Annotated in this window: 17 protein-coding genes, 1 tRNA gene and 2 pseudogenes; 10 read left to right on the top strand and 10 right to left on the bottom strand. The window is 51.3% G+C overall.

Annotated features, from left to right (window positions below):
* Positions 1-278, bottom strand: a pseudogene (locus Mcas_RS14910) (IS5/IS1182 family transposase); the annotation flags it as partial.
* 108 nt (positions 279-386) lie between these two features.
* On the opposite strand from Mcas_RS14910, the pseudogene Mcas_RS14915 reads away from it, so the two are divergent.
* Positions 387-701 (top strand): annotated as a pseudogene (locus Mcas_RS14915) (tyrosine-type recombinase/integrase); the annotation flags it as partial.
* Positions 702-794: 93 nt separating this feature from the next.
* Here Mcas_RS14915 and Mcas_RS14920 read toward each other — a convergent pair.
* A tRNA-Leu gene (locus tag Mcas_RS14920) sits at positions 795-878 on the bottom strand.
* 363 nt (positions 879-1241) lie between these two features.
* On the opposite strand from Mcas_RS14920, the gene Mcas_RS14925 reads away from it, so the two are divergent.
* From Mcas_RS14925 to Mcas_RS14935, 3 genes are all read left to right on the top strand, one after another.
* Positions 1242-1892, top strand: a complete 651-nt coding sequence (locus Mcas_RS14925) for a 50S ribosomal protein L25 (RefSeq protein WP_052567544.1) — start codon at positions 1242-1244, stop codon at positions 1890-1892.
* A 61-nt stretch (positions 1893-1953) separates the two neighbouring features.
* Positions 1954-2532 (top strand): aminoacyl-tRNA hydrolase, encoded by a 579-nt coding sequence (gene pth / locus Mcas_RS14930; RefSeq protein WP_040336354.1) that lies wholly within the window; start codon positions 1954-1956, stop codon positions 2530-2532.
* 16 nt (positions 2533-2548) lie between these two features.
* Complete coding sequence (locus Mcas_RS14935; protein ID WP_052567545.1) at positions 2549-3118, top strand: pyruvate kinase alpha/beta domain-containing protein; 570 nt, start codon at positions 2549-2551, stop codon at positions 3116-3118.
* Between the two features lie 32 nt (positions 3119-3150).
* Here Mcas_RS14935 and coaE read toward each other — a convergent pair whose 3' ends face one another.
* The gene (gene coaE, locus Mcas_RS14940) at positions 3151-3747 is read right to left on the bottom strand and encodes a dephospho-CoA kinase (protein WP_052567546.1); all 597 of its coding nucleotides are present in this window, start codon (positions 3745-3747) and stop codon (positions 3151-3153) included.
* A gap of 251 nt (positions 3748-3998) precedes the next feature.
* Between coaE and Mcas_RS14945 the strand changes: the two genes are divergently transcribed.
* From Mcas_RS14945 to Mcas_RS14955, 3 genes are all read left to right on the top strand, one after another.
* Positions 3999-4352 carry a nucleotide pyrophosphohydrolase gene (locus Mcas_RS14945; RefSeq protein WP_200873722.1) on the top strand — a complete coding sequence of 118 codons (354 nt, stop codon included), beginning with the start codon at positions 3999-4001 and terminating at the stop codon, positions 4350-4352.
* Positions 4353-4428: 76 nt separating this feature from the next.
* A complete protein-coding gene (gene argB, locus Mcas_RS14950) occupies positions 4429-5280 on the top strand; it encodes an acetylglutamate kinase (protein ID WP_040336355.1) in 852 nt (283 codons plus the stop codon).
* The gene (locus Mcas_RS14955; protein ID WP_040336356.1) at positions 5280-5978 is read left to right on the top strand and encodes a class I SAM-dependent methyltransferase; all 699 of its coding nucleotides are present in this window, start codon (positions 5280-5282) and stop codon (positions 5976-5978) included. Before argB ends, Mcas_RS14955 begins: the two co-directional genes overlap by 1 nt.
* 41 nt (positions 5979-6019) lie before the next feature.
* Here the strand turns inward: Mcas_RS14955 and Mcas_RS14960 are convergent, their stop codons facing one another.
* Genes Mcas_RS14960 through ileS form a run of 3 tightly spaced genes read right to left on the bottom strand, consistent with a single transcriptional unit; the run spans position 6020 to position 9966 of the window.
* Positions 6020-6634 carry a GyrI-like domain-containing protein gene (locus tag Mcas_RS14960; protein ID WP_040336357.1) on the bottom strand — a complete coding sequence of 205 codons (615 nt, stop codon included), beginning with the start codon at positions 6632-6634 and terminating at the stop codon, positions 6020-6022.
* A 51-nt stretch (positions 6635-6685) separates the two neighbouring features.
* Positions 6686-7162: a signal peptidase II gene (lspA, locus tag Mcas_RS14965; RefSeq protein WP_200873724.1), complete on the bottom strand. Its 477-nt coding sequence runs from the start codon at positions 7160-7162 to the stop codon at positions 6686-6688.
* A gap of 8 nt (positions 7163-7170) precedes the next feature.
* A complete protein-coding gene (gene ileS, locus Mcas_RS14970) occupies positions 7171-9966 on the bottom strand; it encodes an isoleucine--tRNA ligase (RefSeq protein ID WP_040336369.1) in 2796 nt (931 codons plus the stop codon).
* Positions 9967-10163: 197 nt separating this feature from the next.
* Between ileS and Mcas_RS14975 the strand changes: the two genes are divergently transcribed.
* Complete coding sequence (locus Mcas_RS14975) at positions 10164-11330, top strand: efflux RND transporter periplasmic adaptor subunit (protein ID WP_040336358.1); 1167 nt, start codon at positions 10164-10166, stop codon at positions 11328-11330.
* Between the two features lie 22 nt (positions 11331-11352).
* The gene (locus Mcas_RS14980) at positions 11353-14412 is read left to right on the top strand and encodes an efflux RND transporter permease subunit (RefSeq protein ID WP_052567548.1); all 3060 of its coding nucleotides are present in this window, start codon (positions 11353-11355) and stop codon (positions 14410-14412) included.
* Between the two features lie 243 nt (positions 14413-14655).
* Here Mcas_RS14980 and moeB read toward each other — a convergent pair whose 3' ends face one another.
* Genes moeB through Mcas_RS15000 form a run of 4 tightly spaced genes read right to left on the bottom strand, consistent with a single transcriptional unit; the run spans position 14656 to position 18159 of the window.
* On the bottom strand, positions 14656-15456 hold the full coding sequence (gene moeB / locus Mcas_RS14985; RefSeq protein ID WP_040336359.1) for a molybdopterin-synthase adenylyltransferase MoeB: 801 nt from the start codon (positions 15454-15456) through the stop codon (positions 14656-14658).
* Between the two features lie 11 nt (positions 15457-15467).
* The gene (locus Mcas_RS14990; RefSeq protein ID WP_040336360.1) at positions 15468-15713 is read right to left on the bottom strand and encodes a sulfurtransferase TusA family protein; all 246 of its coding nucleotides are present in this window, start codon (positions 15711-15713) and stop codon (positions 15468-15470) included.
* Between the two features lie 2 nt (positions 15714-15715).
* The gene (locus Mcas_RS14995; protein WP_040336361.1) at positions 15716-16990 is read right to left on the bottom strand and encodes a homoserine dehydrogenase; all 1275 of its coding nucleotides are present in this window, start codon (positions 16988-16990) and stop codon (positions 15716-15718) included.
* Positions 16987-18159, bottom strand: a complete 1173-nt coding sequence (locus Mcas_RS15000; RefSeq protein WP_040336362.1) for an aminotransferase class I/II-fold pyridoxal phosphate-dependent enzyme — start codon at positions 18157-18159, stop codon at positions 16987-16989. The genes Mcas_RS14995 and Mcas_RS15000 overlap by 4 nt, the downstream gene beginning before the upstream one ends.
* A 326-nt stretch (positions 18160-18485) precedes the next feature.
* Here Mcas_RS15000 and Mcas_RS15005 point away from each other — a divergent pair.
* Positions 18486-19130, top strand: a 645-nt coding sequence (locus Mcas_RS15005; protein ID WP_040336363.1) for an RpnC/YadD family protein, incomplete at its 3' end; no start/stop codon positions are given.

Raw genomic sequence — 19130 nt, forward strand, 5'->3', positions numbered from 1 at the left:
GGCATCGTTTTTAGAGATTCTATCAAAAGACTTGTCGTAGGGTAATTATAGACAACTTTGGCTACAAACGCTCTGCCAATTGCATACCTCTCCTTGAGTTTACGACCTATGCATTGACTGTCTACCCACCACATATGTCTTTCTATCTGAACTATCTCCAGGATTGTAACTAACTGCTTTTGTTTCTTGGTTATTGGATCGGTAAGTATTTCTTCCAACTCTGGGAACAGTACCCGTTGTATATTTCCTGCTAACCATGATATACTCTCTAATAACATTTGTTCTCCTTTTAGGCTATTATATTTAGGTGTTATATTATAGCACAAAGAGAACTAAAAAAGGTTTAGTTTAGGAGTTTTGCAAAAGGCTCGAATGTAAAGGATAAAACCCCCGATGCCTTCCTATTCATAAACAAGAGGACCAAGACTTTTTACACCGCAGACAACTTGTGGCGTAATTGGCATGAGCATTCGGGGCTTGATGTCTCTTTCTATGAGGCTTCGAGACATTCCTTTATCACGCAACTAGTCGAGGATAATGCAAACCCATTTGTAGCAAAAGAACTCGCCCGTCACACCGATATCCGAACCACCCAGAAGTACTATCACGCCACCTCCGGTAAGTTACGGGATGTGGTCAACAAGCGTGGGAAAATCGTACCGATTGAGGGTGGAAAAACCTCGGCTACGGATGGGGATTAATTAGGTGGGCTGGAAGCAGTCTGGAACGGGGCCGGAACGAGATTTCACGGTAGATGCTTGAGCAAGACCCAATCAAATCAACGGTTTATAAAATGCCGAAGGGGGGACTCGAACCCCCACGAGGTAACCCCCACAAGACCCTGAACCTTGCGTGTCTACCAATTCCACCACTTCGGCTTCACTACACGTCGGCTATCTGCCTACCCCTTTACTGTATCACAGAGTATCACCTGGTGTCAATAGGTCGAATTCTGAAGTGTAATCATTTGAGCTGGTTACAGAAATGCCAGACCACATGTTAAGATTTTAAAGGCATGACCTAATAACAGATTTACCGTGATATTTTACCATACTTACGCTATGCTTTTGCGTAACATGAGATTTTAATGTCCATAAAAAATACTCCCTTTATGTTATGCATAGTATGCTATAATACCTGTACAGATGTTTTACTATGCTTATGCTATGCTTTTGCGTAACATAAGTTACTTTAAGTTAAACACGGAAAATTTTTAACGGAAAACGGGAGAAGATAAACCTATGGAAAGAATGAATCTGACTGCCGAGGTCAGAGCGGAAACCGGCAAGGGAGTGGCACGTTCGTTGAGACGCAAGGAGGTTATCCCATGCGTGATCTACAGACACGGACAGTCTGTGCCTATACAGATAAACAGAAAGGAGCTTGTCGGCTTTGTCAATGCCAGCTATGGTCAGCAACTGCTGGTGAACCTCAACTTCAGCGACGGCACCACCAAGCTGGCCCTGATGAAAGACCACCAGGTTGACCACATAAAGGGCGAGCTGTTGCACACGGACTTCTACGAGGTCTCCCTGCAGGAGACGGTTAGGTTAAGCGTAGCAGTGCTGCTGGTGGGTACGGCCGTGGGAGTCAAGCGTGATGGCGGCATACTCCAGGCCGGTCTGCGTGAGATAGAGATAGAGTGTCTGCCCGATGCGATCCCTGCGCATGTCGAACTGGACGTCACGGGCATTGAGATCGGTCACTCGCTGCACGTCAGCGACCTAAACGTAGACACCAGCATAAAGGTCCTAACGGATACCGGGGAGTTGCTTGCCACCGTCTTGTCCACGGCACAGCTCGCCTCAGAACAGGCTGCCGGAGAAGGCGCCGAGGCATCCAAAGAGCCGGAAGTTATAAAGAAAGGAAAGGTCGAGGACAAAACAAAGTAAACCCACCGACTCTGATGTGCGAATTGCCATTGCAAGTGATTCAACCCTGGGGTGAGGCATTGTGTGGGTGATAGCAGGACTTGGCAACCCGGGCGCCAGATACAGACACACGCGTCACAACATTGGCTTTATGGCAATAGAGGAGCTGGCCAGTCGCTATGCTATAAAGTTAAAGACCAAGGGTGTTGCCGACAGTGGCACCGGGGTCATTGAGGGCCGTGAGGCAATGCTCATAAAACCACTCACATACATGAACCTCAGCGGAAATGCCCTCAGAGACGTAATGAAGTATCACCATGATACCACCGTGGTCGTCCACGACGACATAGACATGGACACCGGTCGGTTGAAGCTCAGACGTGGCGGCTCCTCCGGTGGACATAAGGGAATACAGTCCATCATAGACTGTACCGGGCAGAGGGATTTTATGCGGGTCAAGCTGGGCGTTGGCAGGAACCACTCCGTAGCGGTTGAGGAGTACGTCCTCAGCGGCTTTGGCAGGACCGAGGCAACCGTGGTAGAAGAGGCCATACAGCGTGCAGCTGATGCCATTGTGTGTATCATCGTGGAAGGCATAGATGCTTGCATGAACAGGTTCAACGTAAAGGGTAACAAACAAAAAACAAGTAGCCAGACTTAGGGAGATCAGTGATATTATGGAAAAACTAATAGTGTATTTTGAAACAGCCGGTAAGGCCAACACGGTCTCATGCCTGCAGCTCACCAGGAAGGCCATAGAACAGTATGGCTATAAGCACCTGATAGTGGCAAGTACAACGGGTGAGACCGGAGTCGCTTTTTCGGAGGCCTTTAAGGGGACGGAGACACGGGTCGTTGTGGTGACACATTCATACGGGTTTCGGGAGGCCAATACGATAGAGATATCGGCAGAGAGCATTGACAAAATCCGACAAAACGGTGCGACACTCTACACGGGAACGATGGTGACACATTCGCTGGATACGGCGTTATCTGTCAAGAGCGGTGGGATGTATCCGTCGATGATAGTGGCACAGGCACTGCGGAGGTTTGGAGAGGGACCAAAGGTCTGCTGTGAGATGGTCATGATGGCTTCCGATGCCGGACTTGTACCGGAGGGCAGTGAGGTTGTTGGTGTTGCCGGTACAGGCAGAGGGGCCGATACCGTAATGGTTATACGTGCTGCAACCTCCAAGCGGTTTCTTGACCTGAAGGTACTTGAGATACTTGCCAAACCACGGGGATAAAACAAGGGCATTGTGGTTGAGTGCATTGACATTTACCGGACTTCAGCCGGCGATTCAGACGCCGTCAGACTCTCAGAGACGGCCTCAACCTGTCTTTGCAGGACATCCAGGGTCGAAGAGTTATCAATGACGTAGGTTGACATCTGTACCTTTTTGCTATCAGACATCTGGGCTGCCAGGCGACGCTCTGCCTCCTGGTGCGAATAGCCTTTCCGGATGAGCCTCTGGTTTATCGCCTCTGACGTGCTGACAACCGTGATCGTAACATCGACGTCTCTTTCAAAACCGCCCTCAAAGAGCAGTGGAATCTCCGCCACCACTATGGCTCCGGCATTACGCTCATGCAGTTCCTTAATTTCCCTCATCACGTGTGGATGTATAATTGCCTCAACCCTGGCCCTGATCGCAGCGTCTGAGAACACAACCCCGGCCATCTTCCGTTTGTCTATTTCACCGTCCTGAGTCAGTATGTCACCGGCAACAGCCACAAGTTCACCCTTAATGGCATCAAGCCCCAAGAGCCTGTGGACTATCTCATCAGCACTGACAGTCACGGCCCCCAGCGCACTGAACAATCCCAGGACCGTACTCTTGCCCGTACCAAAATTGCCCGTCAGTCCTGCCAGCATCTCAGATTAAAATAAGGATGGTAAAATGGGGTCAAGGGGACTTCTTCGCACCCGCCCCGGCCACAAACCGCCCCTTTCTTTCTTGCCTTAAAGTTATAATTACCATGAAATATAAAGAGGATACCATGACAGACCCTTATTTTTCTTTAACTTTTTTATCTTGACAATCCTGTGCATTTACTTTACCCTAGTTTGGGTACGTTGGTCAAGCAACGTGTATATTTAATAATGTGGCGAGGTGCTGATTACAGGTGACAATTGAGGATTTGAGGAAAGAGCTGAGGGAGTTTGCCAGACAAAGGGATTGGGAGAAGTTTCACACCCCCAAGAACCTGGCAATGGCCCTGAGCGTAGAGGTTGCCGAGGTGGTGGAGATATTCCAGTGGTTGACGCAACAAGAGAGCACAACCCTGGATGCAGATAAGTTAAGGCATCTCAGGGAAGAAATAGGGGATGTTTTTATCTATCTGACGAACCTGGCCGATCAGTTTGACATCGACCCGCTGGAAGCAGCCATGGAAAAACTCCGGCACAACAGAGACAAATACCCGGCAGACGTCGTAAGGGGCAAGGCCGCAAAGTACACCGAGTATCTGAAGACATAGAACAGGAGCAGATGAGAGTGTTACGCTTACGGCCATCACCGCTTGCGCAGGACTGCCAAAATAAGAAAGGAATAGCATTTTGGAAGACTTGGTAGCTAAGGCAGAGATACTCATAGAGGCGCTGCCATATATAAGAAATTTCTACAAAAAGACGTTTGTTATCAAGTACGGAGGCTCTGCCCAGAGCAGGGATGACCTCAAGGAGCTGTTTGCCGGTGACATTGTTTTGTTTAACTACGTGGGGATAAATACCGTGATCGTCCACGGAGGCGGACCGCAGATAACGACCATGATGCAGCGGTTTGGCAAACAACCTGTCTTTGTCGATGGCCACAGGGTCACGGACAGAGAGACGATGCAGATAGTGGAGATGGTGCTGGGCGGGTCTATAAACAAGGAGATTGTGTCGCTGATCAACCGTCACGGTGGCAAGGCCGTGGGCTTGACCGGCAGAGATGCCTCATTTATAAAGGCACGGAAAAAGACGGGTGGAGCTGACCTGGGATTGGTCGGTGAGGTGGAGGCCGTAGATGTGTCGATCCTGACGGCGCTGATATCGGGCGGTTTCATCCCGGTAGTGGCGCCCATTGGCTCCGGCTCTGACACGGAGGCCCTCAACATAAACGCCGACCTGGTGGCCGCAGCCATTGCCTCGACGCTGGAAGCAGAGAAACTCATCCTCTTAACCGATGTACCGGGGATCATCGACAAGGATGGTGCCACCATATCCACGCTCAGGGCCGATGACTTCCAGGGGCTTGCCGCAGAGGGTACAATCAAAGGTGGGATGCTGCCAAAGGTGCAGGCATGTCTTCAGGGACTCAACAGCAAGGTGACAAAGACACACATAATCGATGGTCGCAATCCACACTGTTTGTTGCTGGAGATATTCACTCAAAAGGGCGTGGGGACAGAAATCGTCCTCTGATGCACGGACGACTCAATCAGGACTACGACAAGGCATACTATGCGGCCAGGGAGCAGGATGACAGTCGCATAGCGTTACGCTTTTACGCACGCATTGTCAAGTCATACGTAAACAGTGGCCGAGTCCTGGATTACGGCTGTGGCACGGGACACTTCATAAAGCAATTTACACGGGGGTATGAGTCTCATGCCTATGACGTCTCCCCATACGCCCTGGAGGCGGTACGAAACCTCAATGGAGGCATCCACATATGCACGGAACCTGCGGCATTACAGGAGGGGTTCTTTGATCTCATCACGGCTATACACGTATTGGAACATATTGCTGAACCCTTTGAGGTGTTGGCCATGTTTGCGTCGCTGCTGAGGGAGGGCGGGGTAGTATTTTTTGTGGTGCCCAACCCCTCCGGCCTGGGGCACTGGTTGAGGAAGGGGACGTGGACAGGCTACGGGGACCCCTCTCATGTGTCGCTGTTGCCGTCAAAAACGTGGATTGAGTTGACCAGGAAGGCCGGCCTGCGGATTCTTAAGACAGGTACGGATGGCCTCTGGGATGTGCCCTATATCAAGGACATGCCCGTCTGGATACAGAAACTGATATTTTACCCGCTGCCGGCATTACAGGTGCTCACGGGGCAGTTGTTCCTGCCGCATGACAGCGGAGAATCACTTGTGGTCATCGCACAAAAGAGGTCTTAGCATGGCATTCTGGTTGTTTTTATCCTTTATACTGGCTTGAATTATACCGGTTTGACAGATTGCCGTAATATGGTTTTCATGTTCTCCGGCAGTGTCTTGTGGGGGTCGTTGAGGTATATTTCGTGGTGCTTGCCGGCGATTATATAGCCCTGCTCCCTGATGAAGCCGTGCAGGATTTCAATGGTCTGGTTTACGGTAGAGAACGGCCCTTTGTGCATGATCTGTGCGCAGAATCCTTCCTGAAAAATCTCAAATCTTACATTGTTAAGTCGTGAAAGGGTTTTCTTCTTTTTTGCCTGTTCAAGGGCATCCTCAAACAATGCCTTTGTAACGTACTCGGGCTGCATGATCATCAACGTCCACTGCCAAGCGTCCTTGTTCTGGACGTCAAACTGCTCTCCCTGCGTCCACCAAAGTCCTTCCAGGGGCATAACGGTGTAGTCCTTGGCTGCCGGGAGTTTTTTGGCCATGAACTTGAGTGTGTATGAAAGCGAAAACAAACTCTCAGCGGAATTCCTAAATGCCTCTGTTGTGTTCGGGTCACCTGCGCCATCTATCATTAAGAAGTTCATCTGTGGTATGTCTACAGTCTCTGCCACCTTTGCTGATGGATGATACAGGTGTTTGAGAGTTTTTTTCAGATCAATTTTTTCCATATAAATTACTCCTGTTTTTTTTTCTTAGAGACTAAGCATTATAATGTCATGCTATGTTTTTGCCCTGAACTGACTGATAATCAGTATCGTGATTCCCACGGTAAGGGCTGAATCTGCCACGTTAAAGGCAGGCCAATGATATCTGCCAACATAAAGGTCGAGAAAATCAACCACGTATGCCCTTGCAACCCGATCAGTTGCGTTGCCCGCTGCTCCGCCCAGTAACAGAGAAAACGCATAGAGGTCCTTCTCACTTATCATGATCAGTGCGGCAATCAGCACCAGGGCAACTACGGAGAGCACTATAAAGGTGCCGTTACCAAGTCCCTTAAACAACCCAAAGGCCGAACCTATGTTTCTTACATAGACGATATTAAAAAACGGTAGCACCGCCCTTGAATCATACAGGGGCAGCGTCTGCACGATCAAGAACTTGGTACCTTGGTCGAGCAGATAGATTACCGTTGCAATGGCATAAAACCTCCCTTTTCCGGGGCATCCTCTGCCATTTGCTATTTTTTCTATCAAACCGATGCTCATTGTCCGACGCGGAGGACATCGTAGCACCTGCTGCACAGGTCAGGCTCATCGCTAAAGCTGCCAACGGAGGCACTGACGTTCCAGCACCTCTGACACTTCTGCCCCTCCGCCTTTACAACGTCTACTGCCAGGTTATCAACCTTGTGCATCTGTTGCATCCTTTCATCGGGGATTTGGCTATATGTTAGCAGCTCTGCCTGTGAGACGATAAACAGGGTTGGCAGGAAGTCCTTGTAATCGCTCATCAGCGCCATGTATGGCTCCTCGCAAAAGAGGCAGACCCTTGCCTCAAGGGAGTTGCCAATGACCCTTTCCTGTCTTTTTATTTCGAGCGCCTTGTTTACGACGTCTCTAACCTTTACCAGGGCCTGCCACCTCTGATCAAGTGTGTCGTCTATGAAACCCTGGTCGGGGGTGGGAAAATCCGCCAGAAATATACTGTCATGTTCTTTGTCCTTAAAGTGCTGCCAGACCTCTTCGGCCGTAAAGGACAGGATCGGTGCCATCAAGGTGGTCAACGTTGTCAGGGTCTTTTTCATTGTCCACTGAGCCGCACGCCTCTGGGGGCTGGTGGCGGCAAAGGTGTAGACCCTGTCTTTTATTATGTCGAGGTAGAAGGAACTCATATCTATGATGCAGAAGCTGTGTATGCAGTGGAAGGCCTCATGGAAGCTGTAATTGTCGTAGGCCTTTGTCACCTGCATGATGAGCACCTGGAGTCTGTGCATGGCCCATCTGTCGAGTTCGTTGAGGTGGGCGCTGTAGTCGCCGTTATCGAGGTCATTGATGTTGCCGATGAGAAACCTGCATGTATTTCTGATCTTTCTGTATGCCTCCGTAAGTCTGTCCAGTATCTCTTTTGATATCCTGACGTCGTTTCTGTAATCCTCGGCGGCGACCCAGAGTCTCAGGATATCGGCGCCGTTTTGGTTGATTATATCTATGGGAGTGATGACGTTTCCCTGCGACTTTGACATCTTCTTGCCCTTGCCGTCAACGACAAAGCCGTGCGTAAGAACGGTCCTGAACGGTGCCCTATCCCTTACGCCGGTAGAGGTAATCAGCGAGCTTTGGAACCATCCCCTGTGCTGATCGCTGCCCTCAAGGTACATGTCAGCCGGCCAGGACAGCCCCTCAAATCGCTCAAGTACCCCCTGGTGACTCACCCCGGAGTCAAACCAAACATCGAGGATATCGCTTTCCTTGTCAAACTCCTTACCGCCACATTTGCCGCATACATAGCCATGTGGCAAAAACGCATCAGCGGAGAGTTCAAACCATACATCGGCCCCCTGTGCCTGTACCTTATCGGTTATCTGTTGAAGGACGCCCTGGTCTGTGACGACCTCGCCACAGTCCTTGCAGTTGAGCACCGCTATGGGTACGCCCCAGGAGCGCTGTCTGGATATACACCAGTCCGGTCTGCTTTTAACCATCGCGTTGATCCTGTCTATGCCCCATGCGGGAATCCAATTGACGCGCCCTATCTCATCGAGGCAACGGGTCTTTAAGTCACCCCTCTGCATGGAGATAAACCACTGGTCGGTTGCACGGAAGATGACCGGCCTCTTACAACGCCAGCAGTGCGGGTATGAGTGCGTGATCTCCTCTCTGTGCAGGAGGTCATGGCCCTTGCTTAAGAGTTCAATGATTTCCTCGTTTGCCGACAGCACAAACTTACCTTGCAGGAAGCCCCCTTCGGCGGTAAATTTACCGGCATTGTCAACCGGGGCATAGATATCAAGGCCATGCCTTATGCCAACCTCATAGTCATCCTCGCCATGTCCAGGAGCTATATGCACGATACCCGTGCCATCCTCTGCGCTGACAAACGGTGCCGTTACCACCGTCGATGTCCTGTCAACAAAGGGATGTGCTGTGGTTATTCCTGCCAGGGCACTGCCCTTGAGGGTGGCGGTTATTTTTGCACCAATGCCTATTGTATCCTTCAACCTCTCAACGAGGTCACTTGCCACTATGTATGCACTTGCGTCGTCATTGACAATCACGGCATAGTCGATGTCCGGATGCACTGCCAGGGCCATGTTGGCCGGTAACGTCCAGGGTGTGGTCGTCCAGATGACGATGTAGATTTCTTTTATGTTATCATCGGTGGTTATCCGCGAGAGGTCTGCCGCCACAACCTTGAACCGGACATAGACGGAAGGTGAGCGTTTGTCGTTGTACTCGACCTCGGCCTCCGCCAGGGCCGTCATGCAGGAGGAACACCAGTGCACCGGCTTTCTGCCTTTGTAGACGTAGCCCTTACTCAGGAACTTGTGAAACTCCCTGACAATGGTCGCCTGATAATCGTAGTCCATTGTTACGTATGGGGTGTCCCACTTGCCGAAGACCCCCAGGCGTATAAACTCTTCCCTCTGGATATCGATGAACTTCTCTGCGTACTTACGGCAACGCATACGTCTTTCGTTGACCGACAGTTCGGCCTTTTTGCTGCCAAGCTCCTTGTCCACCTGATGCTCGATGGGCAGGCCGTGGCAATCCCATCCAGGGACGTATGGTGCATAGCGCCCCCTCATGGAGTTGTACTTGACGATCATGTCCTTGAGTATCTTGTTGAGGGCATGTCCGATGTGTATGTGCCCGTTTGCATAGGGGGGGCCGTCGTGAAGGATGTAGCTTGTGTTGTCCTTGTTCTTTTGCAGCATCTGTTGGTAAACGGCCTTGTCCTTCCAGAAGTAAAGGGTTTGAGGCTCTCTCTTTACGAGGTTTGCCTTCATGGGAAACTCCGTTTGCGGGAGATTTAGTGTATCTTTATAGTCTTTTTTCATAATAAATATAAAATACCATTTATTCTCAATGGATGTCAAGGTTCTAAAAAAGCGTCAGAGTTTGCCTGCTTGATTTTTTTTAATGATAGCAGTTAGAGTATAAACGGAATGCACAAAAGGCATATGTTGGTCTCCGCTGCCCTGATGTACTGCAAGATAGTCCGGGCAAGCCTGGGAAAGGCCACGTGAGATACACGATGAACCCCCTGCAGGGTTTGGTAGTGCTATTGCTTTTGTTGCTGGCCTCATGCACTGTTGCAAAAGACAAACAGAAGAAGCCCCCAACTCCGCCAGTGGTCTCCGTGATGACGGCCAGGGCGGTTGAAAAGGACGTTCCCGTGTTGCTTCGGGCCGTGGGAGAGGTGGAGGCCTATGCAACCGTCGCAGTAAAATCCGTGGTAGGCGGACAGCTCCAAATCGTACATTTCAAGGAGGGACAGGATGTCCGCAAGGGGGATATACTCTTCACCATCGACCCCAGACCGTTTGAAGCGACTCTGAGACAGGCACAGGCCAACCTGGTACGGGATACGATACAGCTTGAAAACGCCCAAAAAGAAGCCGCCAGGTACGAACAACTCCTGAAGAATGAATACATTTCGGCCTCCCAGTACGAGCAGATGCGCACCAATGCCGGGGCGCTCAAGGCTCTGGTGGACGCCGACAGGGCCGCCATTGAAAATGCAAAACTACAGTTGGATTACTGCAGCATCCTGGCGCCAATCTCAGGGCGTCTGGGCAGCATACTCCTGCACGAAGGCAACATCATAAAGGCCACCGATGACAACAAGGCGCTGGTGGTCATCAACCAGATAGAGCCTATATACGTGGATTTTGCCGTACCCGCCACATACCTGAACCGGATAAACACGTTGAGACGTGGGCAGAAGCTCGTCGTTGAGGCCGTTATCCCGCAGGCTCCGGAGGCCACGGCAACCCCGGAGGCCACGGCGCAAAATGCCCCTATAAAAGGTGTGCTGACCTTCGTAGACAACACCGTCGATAAGACCACGGGCACGATACACCTCAAGGGTGAGTTTGGCAATGCGGACAGGCGCCTGTGGCCGGGGCAGTTTGTAAACGTCGTCCTGTACCTCACCACAAGGCCGCACGCTATTGTCGTACCATCCGAGGCCGTACTCATAGGGCAGAAGGGACAGTACGTCTTTGTGGTATCAGACAACCAGACGGCTGCCTATACGCCCGTGACGACTTCCCTGACGCTTGATGGTCAGACGGTCGTTGACTCCGGCCTGCATCCGGGGGACAACGTCGTAACCGACGGTCAACTGCGCCTTGTCACGGGCAGCAAGGTCGCCATCAAGGACCCCTCAAAGGACACTAAAGCCGGGGGCAAGAACTAACACCGCCAATGACCCACTACAGATGAACGTCTCCGAAATATTCATACACCGCAAGGTCATGACAACCCTGGTGATGCTGGCCATCATGCTCTTTGGCGTTGTAAGCTACCGGTTCCTGCCCGTAAGCGATTTGCCCAACGTGGACTTTCCGACGATCCTTGTTTCGGCAAGTCTGCCTGGCGCCAGCCCTGAGATTATGGCCAGTAACGTTGCCACACCACTGGAGCGACAGTTTTCGACGATTGCCGGTGTGGACTCCATGACCTCTACCAATGCCCAGGGGCTTACTCGCATCACCATCCAGTTTAAACTCAACCGGGACATAGACGCCGCCGCTCAGGACGTCCAAGCAATGATAACCAAGGCAACCACGCTCCTGCCTGCCAACATGCCCACACCACCAACCTATCAGAAGGTCAATCCGGCAGACCAACCCGTCCTCTACCTTGCCCTGAGTTCCCCCACGATCCCCCTGTCAGATGTCAACGAGTACGCCGACACGCTGATAGCCCCGCGCATATCGATGCTGACGGGCGTGGCGCAGGTGCAGATATTTGGGGCGCAAAAGTATGCCGTCAGGGTGCAGCTTGACCCCAACTCCCTTGTCAGTCGCGGCATCGGCCTGGACGAAGTCGCAACCGCAATCCAGAAGGGTAACGTCAACCTCCCCACGGGAATGTTGTACGGTAAAGAACGCGCCTTTACGATCAACACCGTCGGACAGCTTCTGGAGTCAAAGGACTACCTGCCCCTGATTGTGACCTACCGAAACGGTGCCCCCGTGCGTTTGGGCGAACTTGGCAGGGCCGTTGATGGCGTAGAGGAGAACAAGATAGCCAGTTGGTACAAGGACACGCGTGCCATTATCCTGGCCATCCAACGTCAGCCGGGCACCAATACCGTTGAGATCGTTGACTCCATTCGGGAGATGCTCCCGGTGTTCAGCCAACAGATGCCCGCCTCCGTTGACCTTAACGTCCTGTTTGACCGCTCCGTTTCGATCCGCAATTCCGTCGATGACGTAAAACACACGCTGGCACTAACCGTTGTCCTTGTTATACTTGTAATCTTTCTATTTCTGCGCAATCTTTCGGCAACCGTCATCCCGGCCCTTGCCCTGCCGCTGTCAATCACGGGCACGTTTGCCGGCATGTCTCTGCTTGGCTACAGCGTTGATATCATGTCACTGATGGCCCTGACACTGTCGGTTGGCTTTGTCGTTGATGACGCCATCGTTATGCTTGAAAACATCGTCCGACACATGGAGCATGGCGAATCCGCCTATGAGGCCGCACTGAAAGGCTCCAGGGAGATCGGCTTTACCATCCTGTCGATGACGCTGTCGCTTGTGGCCGTGTTCATACCCGTGTTGTTTATGGGCGGTATACTAGGGCGGTTGTTGCACGAGTTTGCGGTGACCATCAGCATGGCCATCCTGATATCGGGCTTTGTGTCGCTGAGTCTGACCCCCATGATGTGTTCCCGATTCCTGCGTCACAAAATAGCACAGGAGCATGGCCGCCTCTACAACGCAACGGAGAGGCTCTTCACCGCCATGCTCAGGGCATATGAAGTGACACTCAGGGGGGTGCTAAATTTCAAGCGCACCACGCTTTTTGTCTCCGCTGTAGTGTTGTTTGCCTCGGTGTACCTGTTTTTAAAGATACCGATGGGTTTTCTGCCCAGCGTGGATACGGGGCAGATATTTTCCTTTACGGAGGCCCAACAGGGGATATCCTTTGAGTCGATGGTGCGGCATCAGAAGGCACTGGCGGCCATTGTCAGTGAAGACCCCAACGTGGAGGCCTTTATGTCAAGCGTGGGAGCAGGCGGTCCAAACGTCCTAGGCAACACCGGACGTATATTCATGCGCCTGAAGCCTCGTTCCGAGCGTCGCCTCAACGCTGACCAGATCATCCAGGAGCTGAGGCCCAAGCTCTCCAAGGTCACCGGCATACAGATATTTATGCAGAACCTGCCCCTGATACGCATCGGCGGACAGTTGACCAAGAGTCAGTACCAGTTCACCTTGCAAAGCCCCTCCACCGATGACCTGTACAAGTACAGCGCCATCCTGGAATCCAAGATGCGCACCTTGCCCCAGTTGCAGGACGTCACAAGCGATCTGCTCATAAAAAACCCCCAGGTAAACGTCGATATAAACCGTGATCAGGCCGCAGCCCTCGGTGTCACTGCCCAGCAGATCGAGGATACCCTCTACAGCGCATATGGTGCTCGTCAGGTATCGACCATCTATGCCCCCAACAATCAGTACAAAGTCATCATGGAGCTGTTACCGGAGTATCAGATGGATGCCTCGGAGCTGTCCATGCTCTACGTGCGTGCGGGCAGCGGGGCGCTGGTGCCCCTGAGCTACGTGGCCAGGTTGACAACCGGTGTTGGCCCCCTTGTGGTCAACCATCTTGGGCAATTGCCGGCGGTTACCATCTCATTTAACCTCAAGCCGGGTGTGGCCCTTAGCGAAGGCGTTGAGATCGTAAACAACCTGGCACGGCAGGAGCTTCCAATTGGTATTAGCACCGGTTTTCAGGGGTCGGCGCAGGCATTTAAGGAATCCACGCAGGGGTTGTGGCTACTGCTGCTGATGTCAATAGTGGTGATTTACCTGGTGCTTGGGATACTCTATGAGAGCTTCATCCACCCGCTGACGATCCTGTCGGGGTTGCCATCTGCCGGGTTTGGGGCGTTGTTGACGCTGATGTTGTTTCACAAGGAGCTTGACGTCTACGCCTTTGTGGGGGTCATCATGCTCGTTGGTATCGTAAAGAAAAACGCCATCATGATGATAGACTTTGCCCTTGAGGCACAGCGCAAAGAAAACAAAAATGCCAGTGACGCCATCTTTGAGGGCTGTCTGATCCGTTTTCGTCCAATTATGATGACTACGATGGCGGCGTTAATGGGCACCCTGCCGATAGCGTTTGCCTGGGGAGCCAGTTCCGAGGCAACCCGTCCCCTGGGCCTTGCGGTGGTGGGAGGACTGATGTTTTCACAATTACTGACGTTATACATCACACCGGTTATATATATCTATCTCGACAGATTCCAAAAGCACGGATAAGGCTGAATAAACAATCATCGTATCCTCTTAAAGAAGCATGGTAAAATTTATTTCCAAGTTAAAAGACATGGATTCCTGCTCCCTGTTCAAGCCAGGGACATGTTTCGCAGGAATGACAGTTACAGCCGTTTTCCAATTGTGCCTGCCCCTGGCTCGAACAGGGGTCATTCCTGGCTTGACCAGGAATCCTGGATGCGTAACAGTATAGTTACCATGAAATATAAAAAGATACGGTATCTATCGTCAAGCGGTGCAATATGCGGCGTTGTAGTCTTGTAATTCGGTGATCGTTGGATTTTCGCTACACACTGGACATTGTGGGTTTTTGGGTACCCTGACCTTTCTGAAGGTCGTCTTGAGGGCGTCAATTATCAGCAGGGTTTCCCTGAGTACGTCGCCCTTGCCGATGATCAGCTTGAGGACCTCCATTGCCTGCAACCCACCGACGATGCCGGGTAAGACGCCCAAGACTCCCGCCTCCTGACACGACGGCACCAGTCCTGGTGGTGGCATTTCCTCAAACAAACACCTGTAGCAGTGTCCCTGTTTTGGTAATATTGTTGTTACCTGCCCCTCAAAACGCAAGACCGCACCACTGACCAATGGCTTGCCCGCCATGACGCAAGCATCGTTTACCAGGTAGCGCGTAGGGAAGTTATCGCTACCGTCAACGACGATATCGTAGTCCTTAATGAGTTCGAGGATGTTATCCCGGGTCAGCCGCTGCTTGAGGGCTACGATTTCGACTTCGGGGTTGAGGGCGTTGAAGGTTTCCTTTGCAGACTGCACCTTGGACATACCGAGGGTCTTGGTACTGTGTGCGATCTGACGTTGGAGGTTGCTTAACTCGACGTGGTCATCGTCTATTATGGCAATCCTGCCCACGCCCGCCGCCGTTAAGAAATACCCCACCGGAGAACCCAGGCCGCCGGCTCCAACCAGAAACACCTTTGCTGCAGCTATCTTCGCCTGCCCCTTGCCTCCAACCTCCGGCAGAATTATATGCCGGCTATAACGCAAAATCTGATCTTCCGTGAAATCCATAGTGTCCTGACCTATTCCCTTTCCTTTCTGATTAGCAGTATCCAGTCCTTGTCATTGACCTTGTCAACCTTCAGGACCTTATGTCCGTGGTCCTGCATAGACTTGGGGATACTCACCGAGGCCTCCTGATAGTCAAGGACGACCTCAAGCACCTCTCCCACATTCATTGTTTCGATGGCCAGCTTGGACTTCACAAACGTATAGGGGCAATGCAGCCCCCGTATATCTATTCTCTTGCTGGGTATAATATCTTCCATGATTATTCCTTGCCCTCCACTCGTATAAATTTTGTGATATCAGCGACAACGGGTAATATATCTATCTTGGCAACGGCATCAAGGACGTCTCTTTCGCGTGCCTTGTGGGTTAGCACAACAAGCGGGATGGCCTCCCCTGCCCTTCTCTCTTTTTGTATTACCGCAGAGATGCTTATGTCGTGATCGCCAAGGACGCCTGATATTTTTGACAGTACGCCGGGCTTATCCAGGGCCGTGAATCTGAAGTAGTACATCGAGTATACGTCCCGGATGTCTTTAATCTTCAGGGAGGAGGAGTTGTCCTGTCTGAGGGTGTGGCTATATCCCTTGGCGATATCGATGATGTCGCTGACGACGGCACTGCCTGTTGGCATATCCCCGGCCCCTCTGCCGTAGTACATGGTTTCGCCCACGGCATCGCCAATGACGTAGACGGCGTTGAGGACGTCGTCTACCTGTGAGATAAGGTAGTCTTCGGGGATCATTGTTGGATGCACCCTGAGTTCTATTTCACCGTCGATGTTCTTGGCAATTGCCAGGAGCTTGATCTTGTATCCCAGCTCCGTTGCAAACTGTATATCGAGGGGTGTGATGGCCGTGATACCTTCCTTGTACACCTTGCCGTAGGACAGCTCGATCCCGTAGGCGAGACATGACAGCAAGGTCAGTTTGTGTGCCGTATCGATACCCTCTATGTCGAAGGAGGGATTGGCCTCGGCATAGCCCAGCGCCTGAGCCTCTTTGAGTGCGTCCTCAAAGCTGATCCCTTCCCTGGTCATCTTTGTCAGGATGTAGTTGGATGTCCCGTTGATGATCCCATAGATGGCGGAGATATTGTTGGCGGCAAGACCTTCCCTGAGTACCTTGATTATGGGGATACCTCCGGCAACGGCGGCTTCAAAGGCAACGGTTTTGTTGTGTTTGAGGGCCTCTGCAAATATCTCATGTCCTTCCTGTGCAAGGAGGGCCTTGTTTGCGGTTACGACGTGTTTGCCTTGTTTGATGGCGTCGAGGATGAAGGTCTTTGCCGGTTTAAAGCCACCCACCAGCTCAACCACCACGTCTATTTCCGGGTCGTTTATGATTTCGTAGGCATCCGTGGTCAGGACTCCGGGAGGGATGTTGACCCCCCTGTCTCGTTTGATGTCAAGATCGGCTATCTTTTTTAGCTTAATATCGATGCCTGTGCGTTTCTTTATCAGTTCGCCCTGTTGAAGAAGGATTCTTGCGGTACCGCTGCCAACCGTACCAAATCCGATTATTCCGACGTTTGTCATTTTCCTAGCAACCTCCTGATCCCCTTTGTGGCTTGTTTGATCCTGTGTTCGTTTTCAACCAGAGCAAAGCGCACGAAGTCGTCGCCTCCTTCGCCAAATCCTATGCCCGGTGCCACGGCCACTTTTGCCTCTGTCAGCAGGAGCTTGCTGAACTCGAGTGACTTCAGATGTCTGAACTGCTCCGGTATCTGTGCCCATGCAAACATGGTTGCCTTTGGCGGGGGGACATGCCATCCGGCCTTGTGTAAGCCGTCAATGAGGACGTTTCGTCGTTTTTCGTAAGTCTGGCAGATTTTTTCCACGATATCCTGTTTCTCGCGCAGTGCCACAATAGAGGCTATCTGTATGGGTTGAAACATACCGTAGTCGAGGTAGCTCTTGAGCTTTGTGAGGGCACCGACGATCTCCCTGTTACCGCTGCAGAAGCCAACGCGCCATCCGGCCATGGAATAGCTCTTGGTCATCGAAAAGAACTCCACACCCACGTCGATAGCACCCTTTGCCTGCAAAAAGCTCGGTGCCTTATAGTCGTCAAAGACGAGGTCTGCGTAGGCCAGGTCGTGGATCACGATGAGGTTGTTTTCCTTTGCAAAGTCAACTATTTTTTCAAAAAAGCTGATGTCGATGACCTCCGTTGTGGGGTTGTGCGGGAAGTTGATGATCAGTAGTTTTGGTCTTGGCCAAGTGTTTTTGTAGGCGCTTTCCATTTCGTCAAAGTAGTTGATACCTGCGCCGATGGGGATGTTTCTGATCTGTCCTCCGGCGATGATGACGCTGTATGGGTGTATGGGGTATGCGGGTGTAGGGGTGAGGGCGACGTCGCCCGGTTCGATCATTGCCAGGATCAGGTGGCTGAGACCCTCTTTGGAGCCGATAGTGACGACCGTGTTTTCGTTTGGGTCAAGTGAGACGTTGTAGCGTCTGTCGTACCACTCGCAGATGGCCATGCGCAGTTGAGTGATACCCCTGGATGCTGAATATCGGTGGTTTTTGGGGTTTGCGGCTGCCTCACGTAGTTTGCTTACTATGTGTTGTGGTGTGGGCAGGTCAGGATTACCCATGCCCAAGTCGATTATATCTTCCCCCTTTCTTCTTGCCTCGCTCTTGAGGTTGTTTACTACGGCAAACACGTAAGGTGGCAGCCTGTTTATTCTGTTAAATACATACATTAGGACATTATACCACAAACCAATAAGCGATGCAACATGCAGGGGGTAATTCGGGCACAGTAAATTTGTTCTACGCTGTAACACCAAAAAAAGGTAAAGAAGTGAGGGTGGTTTACGGCATGGGCGGCTTGCCCCACGCTGCGGGAAAATCGTGCCTCACCCTCTCCGCCCCCTCCTCAGACCTCCCCTGCAAGGGGGCCAGCCCCCCACTGAGCCGGGGGTCGCTGACCCCTCGCTGACCCCTTTTAGGCTGTGTTGATATCTTTATCTGATGTGCAAAAATTAACTGTTGACAGGAACACTTCTGTGGTATTATTATAGTAGTCATGCACCAGAAGTATGATATAGTCTTGAAGGATATCGTTAAAGATGCGCCACGGAGGTTTCTGAAGCTGCTGACGGGATACGATACGGGCAAATTCATAGATATCCAGTTCCCCGATATTCAGATAAGGGAGGTCGATATCTTGATTGAGCTGCCGGATGGCAATATAGCCCACATTGAGATGCAATCGTCAAACGACAGCGATATGTTGGGGCGTATGTATCTCTATTCCGGGTTCATATATAACCAGTACAAGAAGTTACCGTTACAGGTTGTCTTGTATATCGGCAATAAGCCGTTAAACATGAAAAGCAGTATGGAGTTTAAGCGAATAAAGTATTCCTACGAATTGATAGACGCCCGTACTCTTGATGGCAACCAACTCATTGACAGTGATGACCCTGATGATATCATATTGGCTATTCTGTGCAGGTTCGACGATGCCGATGTTGCGATAAAGAGGATTCTTGCTAAACTCTACCGGTTACAACCCAGAAAAAGGGAGAATTATATACGGAAATTGCTATATCTTGCCGGATTAAAAAATTTGGCCGCCAAGGTAAAACAGGAGGTACTGAACATGCCGATAACAATTGATTTGGATGAATACGAGTTCTTTAAGGATATATTTACAAAGGGTGAACTC

It is taken from the genome of Candidatus Magnetobacterium casense (genome assembly GCF_000714715.1).
GTDB lineage: Bacteria > Nitrospirota > Thermodesulfovibrionia > Thermodesulfovibrionales > Magnetobacteriaceae > Magnetobacterium > Magnetobacterium casense.

Excerpts from the sequence above, each read along its gene's own strand:
- ileS (WP_040336369.1), bottom strand. The coding sequence starts at position 9,966 with ATGAAAAAAGACTATAAAGATACACTAAATCTCCCGCAAACGGAGTTT.
- Mcas_RS14995 (WP_040336361.1), bottom strand. The coding sequence starts at position 16,990 with ATGACAAACGTCGGAATAATCGGATTTGGTACGGTTGGCAGCGGTACC.
- Mcas_RS15000 (WP_040336362.1), bottom strand. The coding sequence starts at position 18,159 with ATGTATGTATTTAACAGAATAAACAGGCTGCCACCTTACGTGTTTGCC.
- Mcas_RS14955 (WP_040336356.1), top strand. The coding sequence starts at position 5,280 with ATGCACGGACGACTCAATCAGGACTACGACAAGGCATACTATGCGGCC.
- moeB (WP_040336359.1), bottom strand. The coding sequence starts at position 15,456 with ATGGATTTCACGGAAGATCAGATTTTGCGTTATAGCCGGCATATAATT.
- coaE (WP_052567546.1), bottom strand. The coding sequence starts at position 3,747 with ATGCTGGCAGGACTGACGGGCAATTTTGGTACGGGCAAGAGTACGGTC.
- Mcas_RS14980 (WP_052567548.1), top strand. The coding sequence starts at position 11,353 with ATGAACGTCTCCGAAATATTCATACACCGCAAGGTCATGACAACCCTG.
- Mcas_RS14990 (WP_040336360.1), bottom strand. The coding sequence starts at position 15,713 with ATGGAAGATATTATACCCAGCAAGAGAATAGATATACGGGGGCTGCAT.
- Mcas_RS14925 (WP_052567544.1), top strand. The coding sequence starts at position 1,242 with ATGGAAAGAATGAATCTGACTGCCGAGGTCAGAGCGGAAACCGGCAAG.
- Mcas_RS14935 (WP_052567545.1), top strand. The coding sequence starts at position 2,549 with ATGGAAAAACTAATAGTGTATTTTGAAACAGCCGGTAAGGCCAACACG.
- Mcas_RS14960 (WP_040336357.1), bottom strand. The coding sequence starts at position 6,634 with ATGGAAAAAATTGATCTGAAAAAAACTCTCAAACACCTGTATCATCCA.
- Mcas_RS14975 (WP_040336358.1), top strand. The coding sequence starts at position 10,164 with ATGAACCCCCTGCAGGGTTTGGTAGTGCTATTGCTTTTGTTGCTGGCC.